Source organism: Streptomyces sp. NPDC001093 (genome assembly GCF_040298985.1).
GTDB lineage: Bacteria > Actinomycetota > Actinomycetes > Streptomycetales > Streptomycetaceae > Streptomyces.
The window spans coordinates 42,096-61,975 of record NZ_JBEPBF010000023.1; the positions used below are offsets into that span (position 1 = coordinate 42,096).

General features: G+C 71.6%; 20 protein-coding genes and 1 pseudogene. 8 read left to right on the top strand and 13 right to left on the bottom strand.

The window, feature by feature from the left end; translation table 11 throughout:
* The first annotated feature begins 48 nt into the window (after positions 1 to 48).
* Positions 49 to 957 (top strand): alpha/beta fold hydrolase, encoded by a 909-nt coding sequence (locus tag ABT288_RS14540; protein WP_351606765.1) that lies wholly within the window; start codon positions 49 to 51, stop codon positions 955 to 957.
* Here the strand turns inward: ABT288_RS14540 and ABT288_RS14545 are convergent.
* From ABT288_RS14545 to ABT288_RS14565, 5 genes are all read right to left on the bottom strand, one after another.
* Positions 954 to 1,409: a hypothetical protein gene (locus tag ABT288_RS14545; RefSeq protein ID WP_351606767.1), complete on the bottom strand. Its 456-nt coding sequence runs from the start codon at positions 1,407 to 1,409 to the stop codon at positions 954 to 956. The genes ABT288_RS14540 and ABT288_RS14545 overlap by 4 nt on opposite strands.
* Positions 1,406 to 1,975, bottom strand: coding sequence for an RNA polymerase sigma factor (locus tag ABT288_RS14550; RefSeq protein ID WP_351606769.1), 570 nt, complete (start codon positions 1,973 to 1,975; stop codon positions 1,406 to 1,408). Before ABT288_RS14550 ends, ABT288_RS14545 begins: the two co-directional genes overlap by 4 nt.
* A gap of 7 nt (positions 1,976 to 1,982) precedes the next feature.
* Positions 1,983 to 3,029 (bottom strand): DUF1648 domain-containing protein, encoded by a 1,047-nt coding sequence (locus tag ABT288_RS14555; protein WP_351606771.1) that lies wholly within the window; start codon positions 3,027 to 3,029, stop codon positions 1,983 to 1,985.
* Complete coding sequence (locus tag ABT288_RS14560; RefSeq protein WP_351606774.1) at positions 3,026 to 3,376, bottom strand: GntR family transcriptional regulator; 351 nt, start codon at positions 3,374 to 3,376, stop codon at positions 3,026 to 3,028. Before ABT288_RS14560 ends, ABT288_RS14555 begins: the two co-directional genes overlap by 4 nt.
* Before the next feature lie 108 nt (positions 3,377 to 3,484).
* Positions 3,485 to 4,396 carry a D-alanyl-D-alanine carboxypeptidase family protein gene (locus ABT288_RS14565; RefSeq protein ID WP_351606776.1) on the bottom strand — a complete coding sequence of 304 codons (912 nt, stop codon included), beginning with the start codon at positions 4,394 to 4,396 and terminating at the stop codon, positions 3,485 to 3,487.
* A 199-nt stretch (positions 4,397 to 4,595) separates the two neighbouring features.
* Between ABT288_RS14565 and ABT288_RS14570 the strand changes: the two genes are divergently transcribed.
* Positions 4,596 to 5,270 carry a GntR family transcriptional regulator gene (locus ABT288_RS14570; RefSeq protein ID WP_351606778.1) on the top strand — a complete coding sequence of 225 codons (675 nt, stop codon included), beginning with the start codon at positions 4,596 to 4,598 and terminating at the stop codon, positions 5,268 to 5,270.
* Positions 5,267 to 6,577 carry an MFS transporter gene (locus ABT288_RS14575; RefSeq protein ID WP_351606780.1) on the top strand — a complete coding sequence of 437 codons (1,311 nt, stop codon included), beginning with the start codon at positions 5,267 to 5,269 and terminating at the stop codon, positions 6,575 to 6,577. The genes ABT288_RS14570 and ABT288_RS14575 overlap by 4 nt, the downstream gene beginning before the upstream one ends.
* A gap of 99 nt (positions 6,578 to 6,676) precedes the next feature.
* Here the strand turns inward: ABT288_RS14575 and ABT288_RS14580 are convergent, their stop codons facing one another.
* Positions 6,677 to 7,501, bottom strand: a complete 825-nt coding sequence (locus ABT288_RS14580; RefSeq protein WP_351606782.1) for a maleylpyruvate isomerase family mycothiol-dependent enzyme — start codon at positions 7,499 to 7,501, stop codon at positions 6,677 to 6,679.
* 182 nt (positions 7,502 to 7,683) lie between these two features.
* Here ABT288_RS14580 and ABT288_RS14585 point away from each other — a divergent pair, with 182 nt between their 5' ends.
* Entirely contained in the window at positions 7,684 to 8,502 is an 819-nt protein-coding gene (locus tag ABT288_RS14585; protein WP_351606784.1) for a carbon-nitrogen family hydrolase, read from the top strand.
* A 51-nt stretch (positions 8,503 to 8,553) separates the two neighbouring features.
* Here ABT288_RS14585 and ABT288_RS14590 read toward each other — a convergent pair whose 3' ends face one another.
* Both ABT288_RS14590 and ABT288_RS14595 read right to left on the bottom strand, forming a co-directional pair.
* Complete coding sequence (locus ABT288_RS14590; protein WP_228621510.1) at positions 8,554 to 9,048, bottom strand: LURP-one-related/scramblase family protein; 495 nt, start codon at positions 9,046 to 9,048, stop codon at positions 8,554 to 8,556.
* A 79-nt stretch (positions 9,049 to 9,127) separates the two neighbouring features.
* Positions 9,128 to 10,168, bottom strand: coding sequence for a GlxA family transcriptional regulator (locus ABT288_RS14595; protein WP_351606787.1), 1,041 nt, complete (start codon positions 10,166 to 10,168; stop codon positions 9,128 to 9,130).
* A gap of 51 nt (positions 10,169 to 10,219) precedes the next feature.
* Between ABT288_RS14595 and ABT288_RS14600 the strand changes: the two genes are divergently transcribed.
* Entirely contained in the window at positions 10,220 to 10,612 is a 393-nt protein-coding gene (locus ABT288_RS14600) for a cupin domain-containing protein (RefSeq protein ID WP_351606790.1), read from the top strand.
* Between the two features lie 30 nt (positions 10,613 to 10,642).
* On the opposite strand, the gene ABT288_RS14605 is transcribed toward ABT288_RS14600, so the two are convergent.
* From ABT288_RS14605 to ABT288_RS14615, 3 genes are all read right to left on the bottom strand, one after another.
* Positions 10,643 to 10,900: a hypothetical protein gene (locus ABT288_RS14605; protein ID WP_351606793.1), complete on the bottom strand. Its 258-nt coding sequence runs from the start codon at positions 10,898 to 10,900 to the stop codon at positions 10,643 to 10,645.
* A gap of 77 nt (positions 10,901 to 10,977) precedes the next feature.
* Positions 10,978 to 12,276: a M18 family aminopeptidase gene (locus tag ABT288_RS14610; RefSeq protein WP_351606796.1), complete on the bottom strand. Its 1,299-nt coding sequence runs from the start codon at positions 12,274 to 12,276 to the stop codon at positions 10,978 to 10,980.
* Between the two features lie 86 nt (positions 12,277 to 12,362).
* A complete protein-coding gene (locus ABT288_RS14615; protein ID WP_351606886.1) occupies positions 12,363 to 14,189 on the bottom strand; it encodes an acyl-CoA dehydrogenase in 1,827 nt (608 codons plus the stop codon).
* Positions 14,190 to 14,403: 214 nt separating this feature from the next.
* On the opposite strand from ABT288_RS14615, the gene ABT288_RS14620 reads away from it, so the two are divergent.
* Positions 14,404 to 14,886, top strand: coding sequence for an SseB family protein (locus tag ABT288_RS14620; RefSeq protein WP_100827275.1), 483 nt, complete (start codon positions 14,404 to 14,406; stop codon positions 14,884 to 14,886).
* 145 nt (positions 14,887 to 15,031) lie between these two features.
* A complete protein-coding gene (locus ABT288_RS14625; protein WP_351606799.1) occupies positions 15,032 to 16,003 on the top strand; it encodes a pirin family protein in 972 nt (323 codons plus the stop codon).
* A gap of 91 nt (positions 16,004 to 16,094) precedes the next feature.
* Here the strand turns inward: ABT288_RS14625 and ABT288_RS14630 are convergent, their stop codons facing one another.
* Complete coding sequence (locus tag ABT288_RS14630) at positions 16,095 to 16,220, bottom strand: hypothetical protein (protein ID WP_351606802.1); 126 nt, start codon at positions 16,218 to 16,220, stop codon at positions 16,095 to 16,097.
* A 207-nt stretch (positions 16,221 to 16,427) separates the two neighbouring features.
* Between ABT288_RS14630 and ABT288_RS14635 the strand changes: the two are divergent.
* Positions 16,428 to 17,480: pseudogene (locus ABT288_RS14635) on the top strand (AI-2E family transporter); the annotation flags it as partial.
* Here the strand turns inward: ABT288_RS14635 and ABT288_RS14640 are convergent.
* Positions 17,444 to 19,744 carry a SpoIIE family protein phosphatase gene (locus ABT288_RS14640; RefSeq protein ID WP_351606805.1) on the bottom strand — a complete coding sequence of 767 codons (2,301 nt, stop codon included), beginning with the start codon at positions 19,742 to 19,744 and terminating at the stop codon, positions 17,444 to 17,446. The pseudogene ABT288_RS14635 and the gene ABT288_RS14640 overlap by 37 nt on opposite strands.
* Positions 19,745 to 19,880 lie beyond the last annotated feature (136 nt).

The following is a 19,880-nucleotide window of genomic DNA, read 5'->3' on the forward strand; positions in this document are numbered from 1 at the left end:
GCGACGCGGGCCCGACGGGGGACCGCACCGGCCCGAGAGGGGTCAGGCATGGCACCGCACACCGACCGTCCAGAACGTCCGCTGCCGAAGGACGGGCGTGCCGAGCACCGCATGCTGGACGTGCGCTCCACCCGGCTGCATCTGGCCGAGTACGGCGGCTCCGGCACCCCGCTGCTGATGCTGCACGGCTTCCCGCAGCACTGGTACGCCTGGCACAAGGTCGCCGGGCAGCTGTCCGACGGGTACCGGCTGCTCTGCCCGGACCTGCGCGGCTTCGGCTGGTCGCAGATCACGCGCCGCGGCTACGACATGGACAGCCTGGCCGAGGACGCCCTCGCACTGCTCGATGCGCTCGGGCTGGCGCGGGTCGGACTGGTCGGGCACGACTGGGGAGCGCATCTCGGGTTCCGGCTGTGCCTGAGGGCGCCGGAGCGGTTCACCGGCTATCTCGCGCTCAACATGACCCACCCCTGGCCCCGGCACCGTGCGGTCCTCCCCAACCTGTGGCGACTGTGGTTCACCGCGTTCGTCGAGTACCCGGTGCTCGGGCGGGCCGTGTTGCGGCACTGGCCCGGCTTCACCCGCTTCCTGCTGCGCCACCAGGTCGCCGATCCGGCGGCCGTGTGGACGCCGGCGGAGATCGCCGAGTACGCCGCCGCCACCTCGCGGAGCGCCCCCGCCGTGCAGTCCCTGTTCTGGCAGTACGTCCTGCACGACATCCCCGCGCTGGTACGGGGCACCGCGCGGCGGCAGCGGCTGACCGTGCCGACGCTGCTGCTCGGCGGGGAGCGGGACAACGTGGTCGTGCCGTCGATGCTGGCGGGCGCCGAGCCGTACGCCGACGAGCTGCGCGTGCGGCTGGTGCCGGGGGCCGGGCACTGTCTGCCGCAGGAGCGGCCGGAGGAGGTGGCGGAGGCGATCCGCGAACTGTTCACCCCCTTGGCAGAGGAGGTCTAGCGCAGCTCCGCCCGCCCGGCGACCCGGTCGACGAACGCCCGTCCGCGCCGTTCGCCGAGCAGGCGGCCGTAGAGCCGCTGGGCGGGGCGCAGGGCGGTGGGGCGGGTCGCGCCGAGGACGGCGAAGCGGGTGCCGCCGGCCTCGGGGGCGGCCGCCATGCCGCCGACGATCAGCCGGGACTGCATCAGGCACCAGCCGGGAGAGAGCCGTACCTCGAAGGACTCCCTCAGGCCTGAACGGCCCACCGCCAGCGCGCGTTTGCGCTCCGCGTCGCCGGGCGGCACGCGGAACTCGCGCAGGAACGGGACCAGATGGGGCAGTTCCGCCTCCAGGTCGGCGGCCACCGCCCACACCCGGTCGTACGGCAGCGCCAGATGCTCCTCGGCGTACAGACCGGCGTGCAGCCCCGCGGCCAGCACGCGCAGCCGCAGCACCGGATCGGAGGAACTCATCGTGACCACGCCTTCCGAAAGGAGGAACGGGCCCGGCTCAGCCGGGACTTGACGGTGCCCTGCGGTACGCCGAGCAGGGCGGCGACGGTGGCCTCGTCCAGGCCCTCCAGCTCGCGCAGGACCAGCACCGCCCGGTGCCGGACCGGGAGCCGGGCCAGTACGTCGCGCACGTCGGCCGGCACCTCGCCGTCGGCGTCCGCGCGCAGTCCGCCGAGGCGGGCCAGGTCGGCGGGGTCGGCCGGGTCCTCGGCGGAGGTGCGGCGGGCGACCCGGACCGCCTCGCGCACCGTGGCCGTACGCACCCAGCCGTAGAAGGCCTGCGGGTCGCGGAGTGTGCGCAGGCCCTTGAAGACGGCCAGCAGCGACTCCTGTACGGCGTCGGCCACGTCGTGCGGGGCGATCGGACGGCAGAGCCGGGTCACGTACGGGGTGACCAGCGTGAGCAGTTCGTCCATGGCCAGGGCGTGCCCGCCCTGTGCGGCCCGGACCAGTGCGGCGGCCGTGTCCCAGGGTGCCGCCCGGCCGTCGTCCTCCCCCTGGACGCACTGGGGGTTCTGGATGTCCATGGCCGGCTCAGGCCCGCCGCCGCAGCGCGTTCAGCAGGGCCGCGCCGCGCTCGGCGTCGTCCACGCTCACGGCGAAGTCCGTACGGCGGCCCTGGGGCCGTATGACCAGACAGTCGCCGGCGCGGAGCATCACCGTCGTGCCGAGCCCGCTGAGGCGGTAGCCCCAGCCGCCGACCTGGGAGGGCTGCCGGCGCTCGGCGCGGGCGGACTCGATGGCGGTCGGCGACCAGCGGCGGGCGGGCCAGCCGAGCGGTCCGAACGACACCTCCAGGCCCGCTTCCGACACCTTCGCCTGGACCGAGGAGAAGAGGGCTCCGGCGAGCGATGCGGTGGCGCAGCCGGCGCACAGCACGAGCAGGACGGTGGGGTCCGCCAGGCCGGCGACCAGTGCCGCCAGTGCGCCGACGGCGATCAGACCGGTCAGCGCGGCCACCAGCTGCAGCCAGGGGTTGGCCGCGCGGGAGAACCACACGAGCTGCTCGCCCTCGGAAAGTTCCAGTGCCGGGGTCGGGGCGGATGGCGTGGTGGAGGTGGTGCGGATGGTCAGCCACCAGGCCACCACGCCGGCGACCGCAGCCAGGGCCACGGGAAGCACGACCCCGGGGACCGAGTCGCGGGCCTCGTGCCAGTCGGTGCGGTCGAGGTTGGCGCGGACGACGGAGGCCTGCGCGCCGATCAGCACCGCCGCCGTGGGCGCCAGCGCGATCGCCCGCCAGGGGCGTGCGGCCGGCCAGGACGGGCGCCATCGCACGCTCAGCGCGAGGGCGATCAGCAGCCAGACGCCGGCCGGGAACAGGGAGGTCTCCCACAGCGGCATCGAGCCGTCGGGGGCGGCACCCCCGCTCCAGTGGGTCGCCAGCCGGTCGGGCAGCCGGCCGCGCGCGGCCCAGGGCAGAGCCGCGAGCAGCGCCGCGACGGCCACCGTGGACCCCGCGAGCCCCCAGCGCGCGGTGCGGCTCCGTGCGCCTGCCAGGTCGCGGTCGGTCCCGTTCCGGGCGCGGTCGTTCCCGGTCTGGTGCCGGTCGTCGCCGTCCCGGTCGTCCCCGTCGGTCATGTCGTCATCCCCCGGATCATCTCGATGAGGTCGGTGCGGCTGTAGCCGAGCCGGGATGCCTCCGCGACCAGCTCACGCACCCTGATGTCCAGTCCGGACCGCCGGGCCGCCCCCTCGGCGACGGTGATCCCGCGGCCGCGGCGGAACTCCAGCAGACCCTCGTCCCGCAGTTCGCGCAGGCCGCGCAGGACGGTGTTGACGTTGATGTCCAGGGCCGTGGAGAGATCGCGGGCGGAGGGCAGCCGGTCGCCGGCGCGGCACTCGCCCTCGGCGATGGCCCGCCGGATCGCCGCCGCGACCTGCTCGTGCAGGGGGCGGGTGTCGGTCTTGTCCAGACGGATCAGCATGGTGCCAATGAAACTAGCACCATCAGCTTCATTGCGCACCCGGGCAGCAGAACGGGCCCGCCGCGCGATGCGGCGGGCCCGTCGGGTGTCCGAGCGTCTGCGAGAGCGTCAGCCGAGCCTGGCGAAGGCGTAGTTGAGAAGCTTCGTGGCGTCCGTTGCGCGCTGTGCGTACGTGGTGGAGGCCAGAACGGTGCCGATGACGGTCTTGCCGTTGCGAGTGGCGGCGAAGACGAGGCAGGCGCCGGCCTCGGGGCCGGAACCGGTCTTCACGCCGATCGCGCCGCTGTAGCTGGAGAGCAGCGTGTTCGTGTTGGTCCACGTCTGCATGGTGCGGGTGCTGCCCGTCTTGGTGATCGTCTTCGCGGTGTACGCCTTCGTCTTGACGATCGCGCGGAACGTGTTGTTCGTCATCGCGCTGCTGGCAAGCTTCGTCAGGTCGCGCGGCGTCGAGTAGTTGTTTCCGTTGCCGATGCCGTCGAAGGAATCGAAGTGCGTGTTCGTGAGCTTGAGGCTCTTGGCGGTGGCGTTCATCTTGCTGATGAAGCTGCTCACGCGTGCGGCGCGGGTGGAGCCGGAGCCGTACGTATCGGCGAGCGCGTAGGCGGCGTCGCAGCCGGACGGCAGCATCAGCCCGTACAGCAGCTGGCGGACGGTGACCTTGTCGCCGACGATCAGGTGCGCCTGGGACGCGTTGTTCGCGACGACGTAGTCGCTGTACGCCTTCTGGATCACCACCTGCTTGTCGAGGTTGAGGTTCGACTGCGCGAGCACGACCTTGGCGGTCATGATCTTGGTGGTGGAGCCGGTGGAGCGCTTGTAGTCCGCCGTCTTGTTGTACAGCGATGCACCGTTCGCGTTGTTCATCACGAATCCGCCCTTGGCCACGATCGAGGGCGTCGTGACGGCCTGAGCGGGCGCAGCGGTGAGGGCACCGGTCGCGAGCAGCGCGCCGGAGGTGACGGCAACGGCGGCGGCTCTGCGGAGACGTGAGGTACGGGTGCCCTTAATGCCGGTAATCAAAGTGATATACCCCGATTGTGTTGAATGCCCCTGAAGTGCGGCCGAGTTGAGGTGGCAGAGCAGAGGGCCGCACGTGTGAGACACGTAAGTAGCACAGAAGGTTGTGCGGTCGCTGCGGGGTTCCCTGGTTACAGATCCGTCACGTCCGGATGCTGGACGACGCCGCCTCATGCGTACGTGTTGTATCTATCCTGTGGGCATGAAGACGGCCGTACAGCAGCCCGCCCGCCGGGACCCCAAGCCGGCGCCCGCCACCGACCGTGTGTACGCCCATGTCAAGCAGGGCGTCCTCGACCGCCGCTACGAGGGCGGCACCCTGCTCACCGAGGGCGAGCTGGCCGAGGCCGTCGGGGTCTCCCGCACGCCGGTGCGGGAGGCGCTGCTGCGGCTGGAGGCCGAGGGCCTGATCCGGCTCTACCCGAAGAAGGGCGCGATGGTCCTGCCGGTCTCCGCGCAGGAGATCGCGGACGTGGTGGAGACCCGCCAGCTCGTCGAGGAGCACGCCGCACGCAAGGCCGTACCCGCCCCGCCGGGCCTGCTGCAGCGGCTGACGGAGCTGCTGGAGCTGCAGAAGACGCAGGCCGCCGCCGGTGACCTGGCCGCGGCCGCGGTGACCGACCGCAGCTTCCATGCCGAGATCGTGCGCAGCGGCGGCAACGAGATCCTGTCCCGGCTCTACGACCAGCTGCGCGACCGGCAGCTGCGGATGGGCGTCGCCGTCATGCACTCCCACCCCGACCGGATCGCCAAGACGCTCGCCGAGCACGAGGAGATCCTGAACGCGCTGCGCGCCGGGGACGCGGAGGCGGCCGTCGCCGCCGTCCACCGGCATGTCAGCTGGTTCGAGCACCTCGCCCGAGGTGAGGCCCGATGAGCGCTCCGGCGCGCAACGTCACCCTCCCGGGTGATCCTCCGGGCGGCCGACGCGCCGTCGCCGTGTGGTCCATAGGCGTCGCCGTCTACTTCGTCGCCGTCATCTTCCGTACCTCACTGGGCGTGGCGGGACTGGACGCGGCGGACCGCTTTCATGTGAACGCTTCCGCCCTGTCGACGTTCTCCATCCTCCAGCTGCTGGTCTACGCCGGCATGCAGATACCCGTCGGCCTGCTGGTCGACCGGCTCGGCACCAAGAAGGTGCTGAGCATCGGCGCCGTGCTGTTCACGGCCGGGCAGCTGGGCTTCGCCTTCTCCCCGTCCTACGGCACCGCCCTCGCCTCCCGCGCCCTGCTGGGCTGCGGTGACGCGATGACCTTCATCAGCGTGCTGCGGCTCGGTACCCGCTGGTTCCCGGCCCGGCGCGGACCGCTGGTCGCGCAGCTCGCGGGGCTGGTCGGCATGGCGGGCAACCTGGTCTCCACCCTGCTGCTCGCCCGGCTGCTGCACGGTGTCGGCTGGACCCCGGCGTTCGCCGGGAGCGCGCTCGCGGGTGTCGTCGTCCTGGTGCTGACGCTGCTGTTCCTGAAGGACCACCCCGAGGGGCACGAGCCCGAGCCGGCGCCGCACCAGGGCGCGGCCTACGTCCGCCGGCAGATCGCGGCGGCCTGGCGGGAGCCCGGCACGCGCCTCGGGCTGTGGGTGCACTTCACCACCCAGTTCCCGGCGATGGTGTTCCTGCTGCTGTGGGGCCTGCCGTTCCTGGTGCAGGCGCAGGGGCTCAGCCGGGCCACGGCCGGTGAACTGCTCACCCTGGTCGTGCTGTCCAACATGGTGATCGGGCTCGTCTACGGCCAGATCGTCGCCCGGCACCACGCGGCGCGGCTGCCACTGGCGCTGGGCACGGTCGGCGCGACGGCACTGCTGTGGGCCGCGACGCTGGCCTGCCCCGGTGCGCATGCGCCGATGTGGCTGCTGGTGGTGCTGTGCACGGTGCTGGGGGCGTGCGGGCCGGCCTCGATGCTCGGGTTCGACTTCGCGCGGCCGGCCAACCCGCCCGAGCGCCAGGGGACCGCGTCGGGCATCACCAACATGGGTGGGTTCGTCGCCTCGATGACGACGTTGTTCGCGGTGGGCGTGCTGCTGGACGCGACCGGGGACGACTACGACGTGGCCTTCAGTGCCGTGTTCGTCCTGCAGGCGCTCGGGGTGTCCCAGATCCTGCGGCTCCGGGGACGGGCGGCCCGGCGTGAGCGGGAGCGGTTGGTCGCCAGCCGGGTGGAGACGGTGCACGTGCCGGCGGCCTAGCTGTTCTCGCCCGCCCGCGCACCGCCCGTTCCCGGTCGGCCGGCGGACCGGACAACCTGCCCGGTGCTCGCCGTCGGCGGATTCCCGGCGTCGTGTCAGCTACGGCGTCACCGCGAAGTTGCGCAGGATCGCCGCCGTCAGATCCGGGTCACCCTCGGCCTTCACCCTGTCCGCCGCCGCCTCCGGTGTCATGCGGCCGCAGGCGAGGCGGACGTAGGTCTCCCAGTCCAGGGTGAGGGCCGCGGCGGGGCCGAGGGCCGGGGCGGTTTCCAGGGTGCCGCGGCCCTGGATGTCGATGCGGATGGTGCGCAGGAACTCCACCGGGCCGTGCACGTCGAAGACGATGGCCGAACTGCGCGGTGCGTCCGCGTCCTTCGCGACCACCTTGGGGAGTGCCTCCAGGAGGACGTCCCGGACCACGTACGCACCCGGCGAGTCCAGGTTGCCGGGGCGGCCGAGGGCCGTGCGCAGGTCCTGCTCGTGCACCCACACGTCGAAGGCGCGGGAGCGGTAGGCCTGTTGCAGCGTGATGTCCTTGCCCAGCGGGCCGCGGACCGTGGTGCCGGGGTCACGCGACTCGTTGCGCAGCTGGCGGTTGCGGCGGATGACCGTGTACTCCAGCTCGGCCGTCATCTCCGGCGCCGTGTGGTGGCGGCGGACGTCGACCTGCATCTCCATGTACCGCTGGTGCTCGGTGGTGACGTGGAAGAGGTCACGCGGGAGGGAGTGGATCGGGCGCGGGTCGCCGAGCAGCTCGCAGTCCATGCCGATGACGTGGGACACGATGTCCCGGACCGACCAGCCCGGGCAGGGGGTCCGCCGGTTCCACTCGCCCTCCGCGAGCGACTGGACCATCTCGGATATCGCTTCGATGGAGTGCGTCCAGGCGTCGGCGTAGGGCTGGAGGGTGGGATGCAGACTCACGGAACGGGACCCCTCGGCGGTCGGTACACGGGCAGGTTGTGGCGGCGTTGCCAGCGGGCGGCGGCGGCACTTCGGCGGGTGTCTGGGAGGCTAAGTTACGCTGCCTGCAGGCACCCCGGCAGTGCTTTCGTGTGACGATCGTAGGCCTGTGTGGGCTACTCGAATGCCAGGACGGTGGTAGTGTGCGCGCCTCGCTGATCCAGATCGCCGTGAACGAGGACGAATCGGTCGACACCCGGCGGCGGCGGGTGGCCGCCCTGGTCCGGGAACAGGCCGGTGCCGACCTGGTGGTCCTGCCGGAGCTGTGGACCACCGGCGCCTTCGCCTACGAGGAGTTCGGCCGCGAGGCCGAGCCGCTCGAAGGGCCGACGTACGAGACGATGGCCAAGGCCGCGAGCGACGCGGGCGTCTGGCTGCACGCGGGGTCGGTTCCGGAGCGGGCCGCGTCCGACAGCGGCTCCGCCGCGGGCGAGGGGACGCTCTACAACACCTCTCTCGTCTTCTCCCCCTCCGGTGAGCTGGCCGCCGCCTACCGCAAGATCCATCGCTTCGGCTTCGACAAGGGCGAGGCCGTACTGATGGGCGCCGGGCGGGACCTGGTGACGGTCCGGCTGCCCGGGACCACGCTCGGCGTGGCCACCTGCTACGACCTCCGTTTCCCCGAACTCTTCCGGTCACTGGTCGACGCCGGTGCCGAGACCCTGGTGATCCCGGCGGGCTGGCCCGAGCGGCGACGCGCGCACTGGACGCTGCTGGCTCAGGCGCGGGCGGTGGAGAACCAGGCGTTCGTGCTCGCGTGTGGAACGGCCGGGACCCATGCGGGAGTTCCCCAGGCGGGTCACTCGATCGTGGTCGATCCGTGGGGCGAGGTGCTTGCCGAGGCGGGTCCGGACGAGGAGGTCCTCACCGTCGACTTCGACCCGGCGAGGGTGACGGCCACCCGCGAGCAGTTCCCGGCGCTGAAGGACCGCGTCCTGGGCCTGGAGCCGCCCCGGCGCTAGCGGGCCTCGAGCGGCCTTTCACACCCCGTCAGTCCTCCTCGTCAGTCTTCCTCAGTCTTCCTCCCGCTCCTTCTGCGCCAGGTGGATCACGCACACCGCCACCGCGATCAGCAGCGCCGGGTCCGCGTCCTCGCGCACGATGTCGACACCGTAGGTGTCCCTCAGGGACAGGAAGCGGCGGGAGATCACGGCCAGGAGTTCGCCGTCGTACTCGATGGCGAACTCGTGGTCGAGGATCCTGCCGCTGACGTCCAGCACGGTGCCGTCGACCAGGGACACCCGGTAGTGGTGGCGCAGCAGGGACAGCCGTTTGCGCCTGATGGTGGCCAGGCCCTCGCCGTCCCGCTCGATCACCATGGTGTCGCGCAGCGCGAACATCTTCTGGTGGATGTCGATCAGCACGCGCCCGTGGGCGTCCTTCAGCTGGAAGGTGTCCCGCAGCCGCATGGCCTTGCCGTCGACGAGGAAGACCTTCCGGCCGTGCTCGTCCTCGATCCAGTAGTCGTCGCCGATGCCGAGCAGCCGGTCGTGTACGAGGAGTCTCATGCGGGTACCGTTCCCCGTCGCGCGCTGGTCATCACGGTGCGGCCCGTCCGAAGGCGCCTGCGCCTGCTGGTTGTGTTCATCAGGACCTTCCGGACCGGGCCGCCTGCCGGTGGCGCCCGTCAGGACCCGCCGGCCCGAACCGCCTCCGGTACGCCGACGGGCTGAGCCCCGTCTCCCGGCGCAGCCGGGCCCGCAGGTTGGCCGCCGTACCCAGGCCGCTGCGGGCCGCGACGACGTCCAGGCGCTCCTCACCCCGTTCGATCAGCCGGCACGCCAGCGCCACCCGCTCCCCGGTGAGCCAGGCCAGCGGGGTCGTACCCAGCTGGGCGCGGAAGCGGCGGTGCAGGGTGGCGGGGCTGACGGCGGCGCGGGAGGCGAGGTCCGCCACGGTCAGCGGCTCGCCCAGCCGCTCCTGCGCCCAGGCCAGCAGCGGGCCGAGCGATTCGTCGGGCACGTCGGGCACGGGCCGCTCCACGAACTGCCGCTGGCCGCCGTCGCGGTGGGCGGCGAAGACCAGGCGCCGGGAGACGGCGTTGGCGAGTTCCGCGCCGTGGTCGCGGCGCCACAGGTGCAGCCCGAGGTCGAGTGCGGCCGCACTGCCGGCGGCGGTGAGGATGCCGCCCTCGTCCACGAAGAGGACGTCGGGCTCCAGCAGCACCTGGGGATGCAGCTCCCGGAAGGTGTCCGCCCACATCCAGTGCGTGGTGGCCCGGCGGCCGTCGAGCAGCCCGGCCTCGGCGAGAGCGAAGCTGCCGGTGCAGAAGCTGACGATGCGCGCCCCTCGCGCGTGCGTGCGCCGGATGGCGTCCAGGACGTCGGCGCCGCGCGGTACGACGTTGTCGGGGCGCCCGGGCACGACGAGGGTGTCGGCCTCCTCCACCGCCTCCAGGCCGGGTACGCCGGTCAGGGTGAAGAACCCGTGGTTCATCCGGATCCCCGGGGTGGGCGTGCACAGCGTCACCGTGTACAGCGGCCCCTGACCGCCCAGTTCGGGCCTGGGCAGTCCGAACAGTTCGGTCGCGACGCCGACCTCGAAGGGGTTGGTGCCCGCGTCCACGATCACGACGACCCGGTGCGGAGGCACGGCCTGGTCCGGCGGCTGAGAGGATCCTTGCGGCATATGCAATTCCTAGCACTCGTGCGCCGAGCGGGCCGGCCCGAGGATGACGGCATGAGCAGCGAACCGATCTCCCTGGACAAGGCTCTGGCCTCCTTCACCGAGTGCTGGAGCCCGCGCATCGTCGCCACCGTCAACGACTACGACGTCCGGATCGCCAAGTTCGAGGGCCGGCACGTCTGGCATGTGCACGAGGACACCGACGAGTTCTTCCTGGTGCTCGACGGCGAGGTCCACCTGGGCCTGCGCGAGCCGGCGGGCGAGCGCACCGTCGTCCTGACCAAGGGCTCGGTGTTCACCGTGCCGCGCGGCACCTTTCACAAGCCGTCCGCGCCCCGCCGGGCCGAAGTCCTCCTCTTCGAGCCCACCGGCACCCTCTCGGTCGGCGACCGGCACGAGGAGGTTCCCGGCCACGTGGACGTGACCACGGGCCACGCCCTGCCCTGACCGGGGGTCTCGACCCGGCGGGCGCGTGTGTCAGACGCCGTAGCCGTCGGTGTAGCCGTCGTCGCGGTAGTGGTGGTGATGGTGCGGTTCCTCCTCCACCACCGGCGTCGGCGGCATCACGACGCGCCGGCGTCGTGCGATTCCGCTGAACGTCGCGACGCCGATCAGGCCCACGGCCATCAGGATCACGCCGACGACGTCGAGGTTGACGCCGCGCATGTGCCAGTCGGTCGCGAATGTGAGGATGGCCCCCACGGCGATGAGGATGATGCATCCTCCGAGCCCCATGAGAAGTCGCCTCCCCTTTCGGTTCCGGAATCTCCGGTGCCGTCCGGGTACCCGGCGAGGTTCCGGCTAGCCCCCGACTAGCCCTCCAGAAAAGCCGTCAGGGCGTTCGCCAGCAGGAACGGGTCGTCGGCGCCGCACAGTTCACGCACGCTGTGCATGGAGAGGATCGCCACGCCGATGTCCACGGTCCGGATGCCGTGCCGGGCCGCGGTGATCGGGCCGATGGTGGTGCCGCACGGCATGGAGTTGTTGGAGACGAACGACTGGAAGGGGACGTCCGCCCTCTCGCAGGCGGCGGCGAACACCGCGCGGCCCGAACCGTCCGTGGCGTAGCGGTTGTTGACGTTGACCTTGAGGATCGGGCCGCCGTTGACCCGGGGGTGGTGTGTCGGGTCGTGCCGCTCGGCGTAGTTGGGGTGGACGGCGTGGCCCGTGTCGGAGGACAGGCAGACCGTGCCGGCGAAGGCCCGGGCCCGGTCCTCGTACGAGCCGCCGCGCGCGAAGACCGAGCGCTCCAGCACGCTGCCGAGCAGCGGGCCGTCCGCGCCGGTGTCCGACTGGGAGCCGTTCTCCTCGTGGTCGAAGGCGGCCAGCACGGGGATGCGGGTGAGCGGGGCGCCGGAGGTCGCGACGGCGGCCAGGGCGGCGGCGCCCGCGTGCACCGACAGCAGGTTGTCCATGCGCGGACCGGCGACCAGGTCCCGGTCGCGGCCGAGGTAGGCCGGGGCCTCCACCGGGTGTGTCATCAGGTCCCAGCCGGTGACCGAGCCGGCCGCGAGTCCCGCCTCCTGCTCCAGGAAGGCGATCAGATCGCCGTCGCCCACATCGTCGCCGAGGCCCCAGACCGGCTGCAGATGACGCTGCTTGTCGAGCTTGAGTCCCTCGGTGCTGACCGAACGGTCCAGGTGGATGGCGAGTTGGGGCACGCGCAGCAGCGGCCGGTCCACGTTGACCAGGACCGAGGAGCCGTCGCGCAGGCTCAGCCGGCCGGCCAGGCCCAGGTCGCGGTCCAGCCAGGAGTTCATCAGCGGGCCGCCGTAGATCTCGACGGCGACCTGGCGCCAGCCGTGCGCGCCGCTGTCCGGCCGCGGCTTGATCCGCAGGTTCGGGGAGTCGGTGTGCGCGCCGACGATGTGGAACGGCGTGTGCGCCTCGGCGCCCCCGGGGACGTACCAGGCGATGATCGCGCCGCCGCGCAGCACGTACTTGCCACCGCTCGAGGAGTCCCAGGCGTCCGTCTCGGCGACCTGCCTGAAGCCGGCCTTCTCCAGCCGCTCGGCGGTGTTCGCCACGGCGTGGTACGGCGACGGGCTCGCCGCCAGGAAGGACATCAGGTCGTCGGTGTGGCCGCGGTCGAAGCGGGCTGGTGCGCTCATGGGTTCACCTTAACGACGTGCACGGGCCCGCTCCCGGAAAGGGAGCGGGCCCGCACAGGGAATCCGCAGGAATCCGCGAGTACCTTCTAGAACGCGGCCTCGTCCAGCTCCATCAGGTCCAGCTCGACGCCGGAGGCGACCTTGCGGGCGAGGGTGACGCCCGGCAGGACGTTCGCCGCGAAGAACTTCGCCGCGGCGATCTTGCCGGTGTAGAACGCCTGGTCCTTCGCGGAGGCCGTGGCCAGCTTCTCGGCGGCGATCGCGGCGCCCTTCAGCAGCAGGTAGCCGACGACGACGTCACCGGAGGCCATGAGCAGGCGGGTGGTGTTCAGGCCCACCTTGTAGATGTTCTTGGTGTCCTGCTCGGTGGCGGCGAGGTCGGTCAGCATCAGGCCGACGATCGCCTCCAGCTCCACGGCCGCCTTGGCCAGGTGCTCGCGGGCGCCGGCCAGCTCCTCGCCGCCGGTGCCCAGCGCCAGGAACTTCTTGATGTCCTCGGCGAGGGAGTTCAGCGCGGCGCCCTGGTTGCGGACGATCTTCCGGAAGAAGAAGTCCTGGCCCTGGATCGCCGTGGTGCCCTCGTACAGGGTGTCGATCTTGGAGTCCCGGATGTACTGCTCGATCGGGTACTCCTGCAGGAAGCCGGAGCCGCCGAAGGTCTGCAGCGACTGGGCGAGCTGCTCGTAGCCCTTCTCGGAGCCGTAGCCCTTGACGATCGGCAGCAGCAGGTCGTTCAGCGCGTGCTCGGCGGAGGCGTCCTCGCCGGCCGCCTCCTTGACCTGGATCGCGTCCTGGACGGAGGCGGTGTACAGCACCAGGGCGCGCATGCCCTCCGCGTACGCCTTCTGCGTGATCAGCGAGCGGCGCACGTCCGGGTGGTGGGTGATGGTGACCTTGGGCGCGGACTTGTCCATGAAGTTGGCCAGGTCCGGGCCCTGGACGCGCTCCTTGGCGTACTCCAGGGCGTTCAGGTAGCCGGTGGACAGCGTGGAGATCGCCTTCGTGCCGACCATCATGCGGGCGAACTCGATGATGCGGAACATCTGGCGGATGCCGTCGTGCTTGTCGCCGATGAGCCAGCCCTTGGCGGGGTGCCGGTCACCGAAGGTCATCTCGCAGGTGTTGGAGGCCTTCAGGCCCATCTTGTGCTCGACGTTGGTGGCGTAGACGCCGTTGCGCTCGCCCAGCTCGCCGGTCTCGAAGTCGAACTCGTACTTCGGGACGAGGAAGAGGGAGAGGCCCTTGGTGCCGGGGCCGGCACCCTCCGGCCGCGCGAGCACGTAGTGGAGGATGTTCTCGGACATGTCGTGCTCACCGGAGGTGATGAAGCGCTTCACGCCCTCGATGTGCCAGGAGCCGTCCTCCTGCTGGATCGCCCTGGTACGGCCGGCGCCCACGTCGGAGCCCGCGTCGGGCTCGGTGAGCACCATCGTGGAGCCCCACTGCTTCTCCACGGCGATCTTGGCGATGTGCTTCTGGACCTCGTTGCCCTCCTCGAAGAGGATGCCGGCGAACGCCGGGCCCGAGGAGTACATCCACACGGCCGGGTTGGCGCCCAGGATCAGCTCGGCGTAGGCCCAGATCAGGGAGCGCGGCGAGGTGGTGCCGCCGATCTCCTCGGGCAGGCCGAGCCGCCAGTACTCGGAGTCCATGAAGGCCTGGTAGCTCTTCTTGAAGGACGCCGGGACCGGCGCGGTGTTGGTCTCCGGGTCGAAGACCGGCGGGTTGCGGTCGGCGTCGGCGAAGGACTCGGCCAGCTCGTTCTCCGAGAGGCGGGTCAGCTCCTCCAGGACGCTCTTGGCGGTGTCGACGTCCATCTCCTCGAACGGGCCGGTGCCGTACACCTTGTCGCGCCCCAGTACTTCGAAGAGGTTGAACTCGATGTCGCGCAGATTCGACTTGTAGTGCCCCATGACGACGGCTCCGTAGAGGGATCGGCGAGGCACTGACTCCTCGCACCTAGTTCACGTACCAACAAGTAGCTACGATGATGCTACCCGCCGGTAATAAGAAGCAACCCCTGCCGGTGCAAGTGTGAGAAGGGTCTACTCCGGCGTGTCCTCCGCCCGCTCTCCATAAATACGTCCGGCACCCGCTCCGCCCCCGTCCCTCGGTAGTCTTGCGCCCATGTACGGATACGGCCAGCCCATGGACGGTGGCGCCGCCCAGCAGCAGTACGCCCCGCCGCAGCAGCAGATGCCGGGCGGTGTCGGCGGGTACGGCCAGCAGCCGCCGCTCTACCCGGAGCCGTCCCCGCCCTCGCTCGCGGACGCGGTGCGGGCCTTCACCACCGGGCAGATGTCCGCCGAGGACTTCCAGCAGATCTTCGCCACGTCGAAGGTGTACTGCCCGCGCGGCGACACCCCCGGCTTCCTCGCCCTGCACAACACCCAGCAGCCGGTGATCCCGATGTTCACCTCGCTCAAGGAGCTGCGCCGGTACGCGGGCAAGGAGTCCAAGTACTTCGTGATCACGGGCGCGGAGGTCATCGATCTGCTCCCGACCGGCTACGGCTTCGTCCTGGACATGGAGGGCGAGCACCGGATGGTCTTCGACGCGAAGGCGGTCGAGCAGATGGTCGACTTCGCGATGCGCCGTATGTACGGCTAGGTGCCGCCGCTGCGCGGACGGCGCCTGAGTCCCGCGCGCCTCGCACACCCCTGGGCCCGGAGGGAATTCCCTCCGGGCTCGTTCTGTTGGGGGTGGCAGAAAGTTCAACGCTCAACTAAAGTGAGCGCACAAGGAGGTCCGACCCATGCCTGCAGTGACCGTTGAGAACCCGTTGACGCTGCCCCGTGTGACCGCTCCCGCCGACGCCGTGGCGCGTCCGGTGCTGGCCGTCTCGACCGCTCCGAGCGGGTTCGAGGGCGAGGGCTTCCCGGTGCGCCGGGCGTTCGCCGGGATCAACTACCGCCATCTCGACCCGTTCATCATGATGGACCAGATGGGCGAGGTGGAGTACGCGCCGGGCGAGCCCAAGGGCACCCCGTGGCACCCGCACCGCGGCTTCGAGACCGTCACCTACATCATCGACGGCACCTTCGACCACCAGGACAGCCACGGCGGTGGCGGCACCATCACCAACGGCGACACCCAGTGGATGACGGCCGGCTCCGGCCTCCTGCACATCGAGGCGCCGCCGGAGTCGCTGGTCGTGTCCGGCGGTCTCTTCCACGGCCTGCAGCTGTGGGTGAACCTCCCGGCCAAGGACAAGATGATGGCTCCGCGGTACCAGGACATCCGGGGCGGCCAGGTCCAGCTGCTCACCACCCCCGACGGCGGCGCGCTGCTGCGCGTGATCGCCGGTGAGCTCGACGGCCACGAGGGTCCCGGCATCACGCACACCCCGATCACGATGATCCACGCGACCGTCGCCCCGGGCGCCGAGGTCACCCTGCCCTGGCGGGAGGACTTCAACGGCCTCGCCTACGTCCTCGCGGGCCGCGGCAGCGTCGGTGCCGAGCGCCGGCCGATCCACCTGGGCCAGACCGCCGTGTTCGGCGCCGGGTCCGCGCTGACCGTCCGGGCGGACGAGAAGCAGGACTCCCGCACCCCGGACCTGGAGGTCGTCGTGCTCGGCGGGCAGCCCATCCGGGAGCCCATGGCGCACTACGGTCCGTTCGTCATGAACACCAAGGAAGAGCTGATGCAGGCCTTCGAGGACTTCCAGAAGGGCCGACTGGGCACGATCCCCGCGGTGCACGGGATGTCCGCGGGCGGTATGTGACCTCTCCGGCCCATGAGAAGGGGGACAGGCCGTGGATCTGCGGATCCGACGGCCTGTCCCCTTTCACAAAGAGGTCACCCTCGCAAGCAGGTCACCAGCAGAGCGAGCTGATCGTATGGGTGTCGCAGACGTGGGACCCTCCCTCCCCGGCGGAAGCGGCGGGGGCCGCGAGAACCGTGAGGAGCGCGGCGGCGAAGAAGGCGGCAAAGTGTCGCATGTGAGTGATCCTTCCTGGGTCCTCCGGCAAGACGTGTGTCTTGGGGGAATGCCCTCAGGCTTGCCCAGATCGTCACAGCGCGCATCTCGAAGGAGCACGGACGGTGATCAGGCTCCTCCATCGCCCCGCAGGGCCGGGTGAGTCACCGTCACCCGGCCGGGCCGCCCACACAGGACAGCCCCGCCGGGGTCATGGTCCGCTGGACGCGTGCAGCTCCTGCCCGACCCCGTCCGACGTGTCGCCGCCTGGTGTGCCGTGCTTCTGCTCGTCGCCGGGGTGGGGTGGGTCGGGGTGCGGCTGTGCGGGGAGTTCCGTACCGCCGTCACTCCGGTGCTGCTCGCGCTGCTCGGCACCGCGCTGCTCGGGCCGCTGTACCGGCGGCTCGTGCGGACCGGGGTGCAGGCGTCGGTGGCGGCCGGGCTCACCTGTGTCGCCGTCGTGGCCGTCGTCGGCGGTGCCGTGTACATCGTCGTCGCCGCGCTGGTCGACACCGGCGACCAGATCATCGCCTCGCTGCGGGACGCCGCCAAGAGCGTCGCACAGCACTTCGGGGCGGTCGGCACCGGTCTCGACGACCTCGCCGCCAACTCCCGCAAGCTGCTGAGCAGGTTCGGGGGCACGGCCGCGGCCAACGTCATCAGCGGGGTCAGTGTCGTCGGCGAGTCCCTCGCGATGGCCGTGCTCGCCCTGCTGCTCGTCTTCTTCTTCCTGCGCGACTCCCACCGGGCCGTGGAGATCCTGCGGGCGGTCGCGCCCGGCGGCACCGCCGACACCGTGGAGGCCGTCGCCCGGCGTGCCTTCGAGGCGGTCGAGGGCTTCATGCGCGGTACGACCCTCATCGCGCTCATCGACGCCGTGTGCATCACGGTCGGCCTGCTGGTCCTCCAGGTGCCCGGCGCGGTGGGGCTCGGCGCGCTGGTCTTCGTCGGCGCCTACATCCCCTACCTCGGTGCCTTCCTCTCCGGCGCGGTGGCCGTCCTGGTCGCCCTCGCCGACCGCGGCTTCGTCATCGCGCTGTGGGTGGTCGGAGTCGTCGTCGCGGTGCAGGTGCTGGAGGGGCATGTGCTGCAGCCGGTCATCCAGAGCCGGACGGTGCAGATGCACCCGGCCGTGGTGATGGTCGCCATCACCGCCGGGGCGTCCGTCGCCGGCATCCTCGGGATGCTGCTCGCGGTCCCGCTGACCGCGGCCGCCTTCGGGGTCGTACAGGAACTGCGGACCCGTTACGCGGCGCCCTCCGAAGCACCGCCGTCCGGCTCCTCGCCCTCCTCTGCACCGCCTTCCGACCCCTCGCCGCCCGGTGCCTCCCCCGCCGGCGCCCCGCCTCCCGCCACGCGCCCCCCGGATACGCCGCCCTCCGCCACGCGCCCTTCTGACACGACGCCGCCCGCCACGCCCCCCACCGGTACGTCACCGTCCGCCACGCCCCCCGACTCATAGAGCTCGAACCAGATGCTCTTGCCCTCGCCTCGCGGGTCCACCCCCCAGGCGTCCGCGAGGAGTTCGATCAGCATCAGGCCGCGGCCGGAGGAGGCCAGTTCGCCGGGTCGGCGCCGGTGCGGCAGGTCGTCGCCCGCGTCGGTGACCTCCACCCGCAGCCCACGCGCGCCCGCCTCGCCGGTCACCTCGGCGAGCAGCAGCGCGTCGGCGTCGGTGTGGACGAGGACGTTGGTGACCATCTCGGAGACCAGCAGCACCGCCGAGTCGACCTGCTCGGGCGAGGCCCAGTCGTGGAGCAGTTCGCGCAGGTGCCGGCGGGTCTCGGAGATCCGGTCCGGCTCGTCCTGCGCCACCGACAGCAGGGTGCGCCGTACGGCGGGCCGGACGGCCCCGTCCAGCAGCCGGCACAGCAGCACCAGGGCGATGTCGTCCTCACGGCGGTCGGAGAGGGGACCGGTGGTGTGGTGCGAGGACGGGCCGTGCACACCCTGCACCAGCGCGTCGGCCAGCGACTCCAGGTCGGCCTCGTCGTTTTCCGGGTGGGCCTCCAGGATCGCGCGCAGCCGGCGCCAGCCGCTCTCCAGGTCGTGTCCGCCGGTCTCGATCAGGCCGTCCGTGCAGAGCATCAGCGTCTCGCCGGGCTCCAGGGTGAACCGGGTCGTCGGATAGTCCGCGTCCGGGTCCACGCCCAGCGGCAGCCCGCCCGCCGTCGGCCGCATCATCACCGTGCCGTCGGCCATCCGGATCGCCGGGTGCGGGTGCCCGGCACGGGCGATCTCCAGCATCCCGGTCGCCGGGTCGGCCTCCGCGTACACGCAGGTCGCGAAGCGGATGTCGGTCATCTGGTCGTCGTGGGTGATGCCGTGCAGGAACCGGGAGGCGCGGGAGAGCACGGCGTCCGGGCGGTGGCCCTCGGCGGCGTAGGCGCGCAGGGCGATGCGCAGCTGGCCCATGAGGCCCGCGGCGCGTACGTCATGGCCCTGGACGTCCCCCATGGCCAGCGCGAAGCGGCCGGAGGGCAGCGGGATCATGTCGTACCAGTCGCCGCCGACCTGGAGTCCGCCGCCGGTCGGGATGTAGCGGGCGGCCACCTGCATGCCGGGGATCTCCGGGCCGAGCGAGGGCAGCATGGAGCGCTGCAGGCCCTCGGTCAGCTCCCGCTCCGACTCGGCGGCCTCCGCCCGGGACAGCGCCTGGGCGAGCATCCGGGCCACGGTCGCCAGCACGGCCCGTTCGTCCGGTGTGAACGCCACCGGATAGGCGAAGGCCGCCATCCAGGCGCCCATCGTGCGGCCGCCCACCGTCAGCGGCAGGAAGGCCCACGAGCGGCGGCCGAAGCGCCGGGCGAGCGGCCAGGTCGCCGGGTAGCGGGCCTTGTACTCCGCCGGAGAGGACATGTACACCGCGCGGCCCGTGCGGACGACCTCGGCCGCCGGATAGTCGGTGGTCAGCGCCATGTGCGAGAAGGGGCCCATGTCGCCGGGCTGGTGCCCGTGCTGGCCGATGATCGTCAGCCGGTCGCCCTCCACCCCGAACACCACGAGCCCGTCGGGGGAGAAGCCGGGCATCGACAGGCCGCCGGCCACCCGCAGCACCTCGGCAGTGGACCGTGCCTCCGCCAGCGCCCGGCCCGCGTCCAGCAGGAACGCCTCCCTCGAGCGCCGCCAGTCGCCGGTGACCGCGCTGCGGGCCGCCCGGGTGCCCGGCGTCGGCTCGGTGACCTCCTGCAGGGTGCCGATCAGCTCGTACGCCCGCCGCTCGGGGTCGAAGGACGGTTTGGACCGGCTGCGGACGACCCGCAGGATGTTCCCCTGCTCGTCCATGATCCGGATGCGCACCTCGGCGAGCGTGCCCTCGTCGACGGCCAGCGGAACCACCCCGGTGATCTCGTTCCAGTCCTCCGGGTGCAGCCGGGCACGGGTCTGGACCTCCGTGAGGGTCGTCGCCTCCGGGGGCAGCCCGAGCAACCGCGCCGCCTCCGCGTCCACGGTGACCAGTCGGGCGGCCGTGTCCCAGTGCCACAACCCGGTCGCGAGGGCGGCGAGGACGTCCCCGACGGACGGAAGGGGCTCGCCTGTGCGCATTCGCCCACTTTAGGAATATCTGACCGATAGCTGCCACCGTAGGAACAGAGGATCCCGCGCCTTCCCCGCTCGGAGGATCCTCCAGTGCGGGGGCACGGGAAAAGGGTGGGGAGCCGAGCTGGGGGTGCCCGGTACC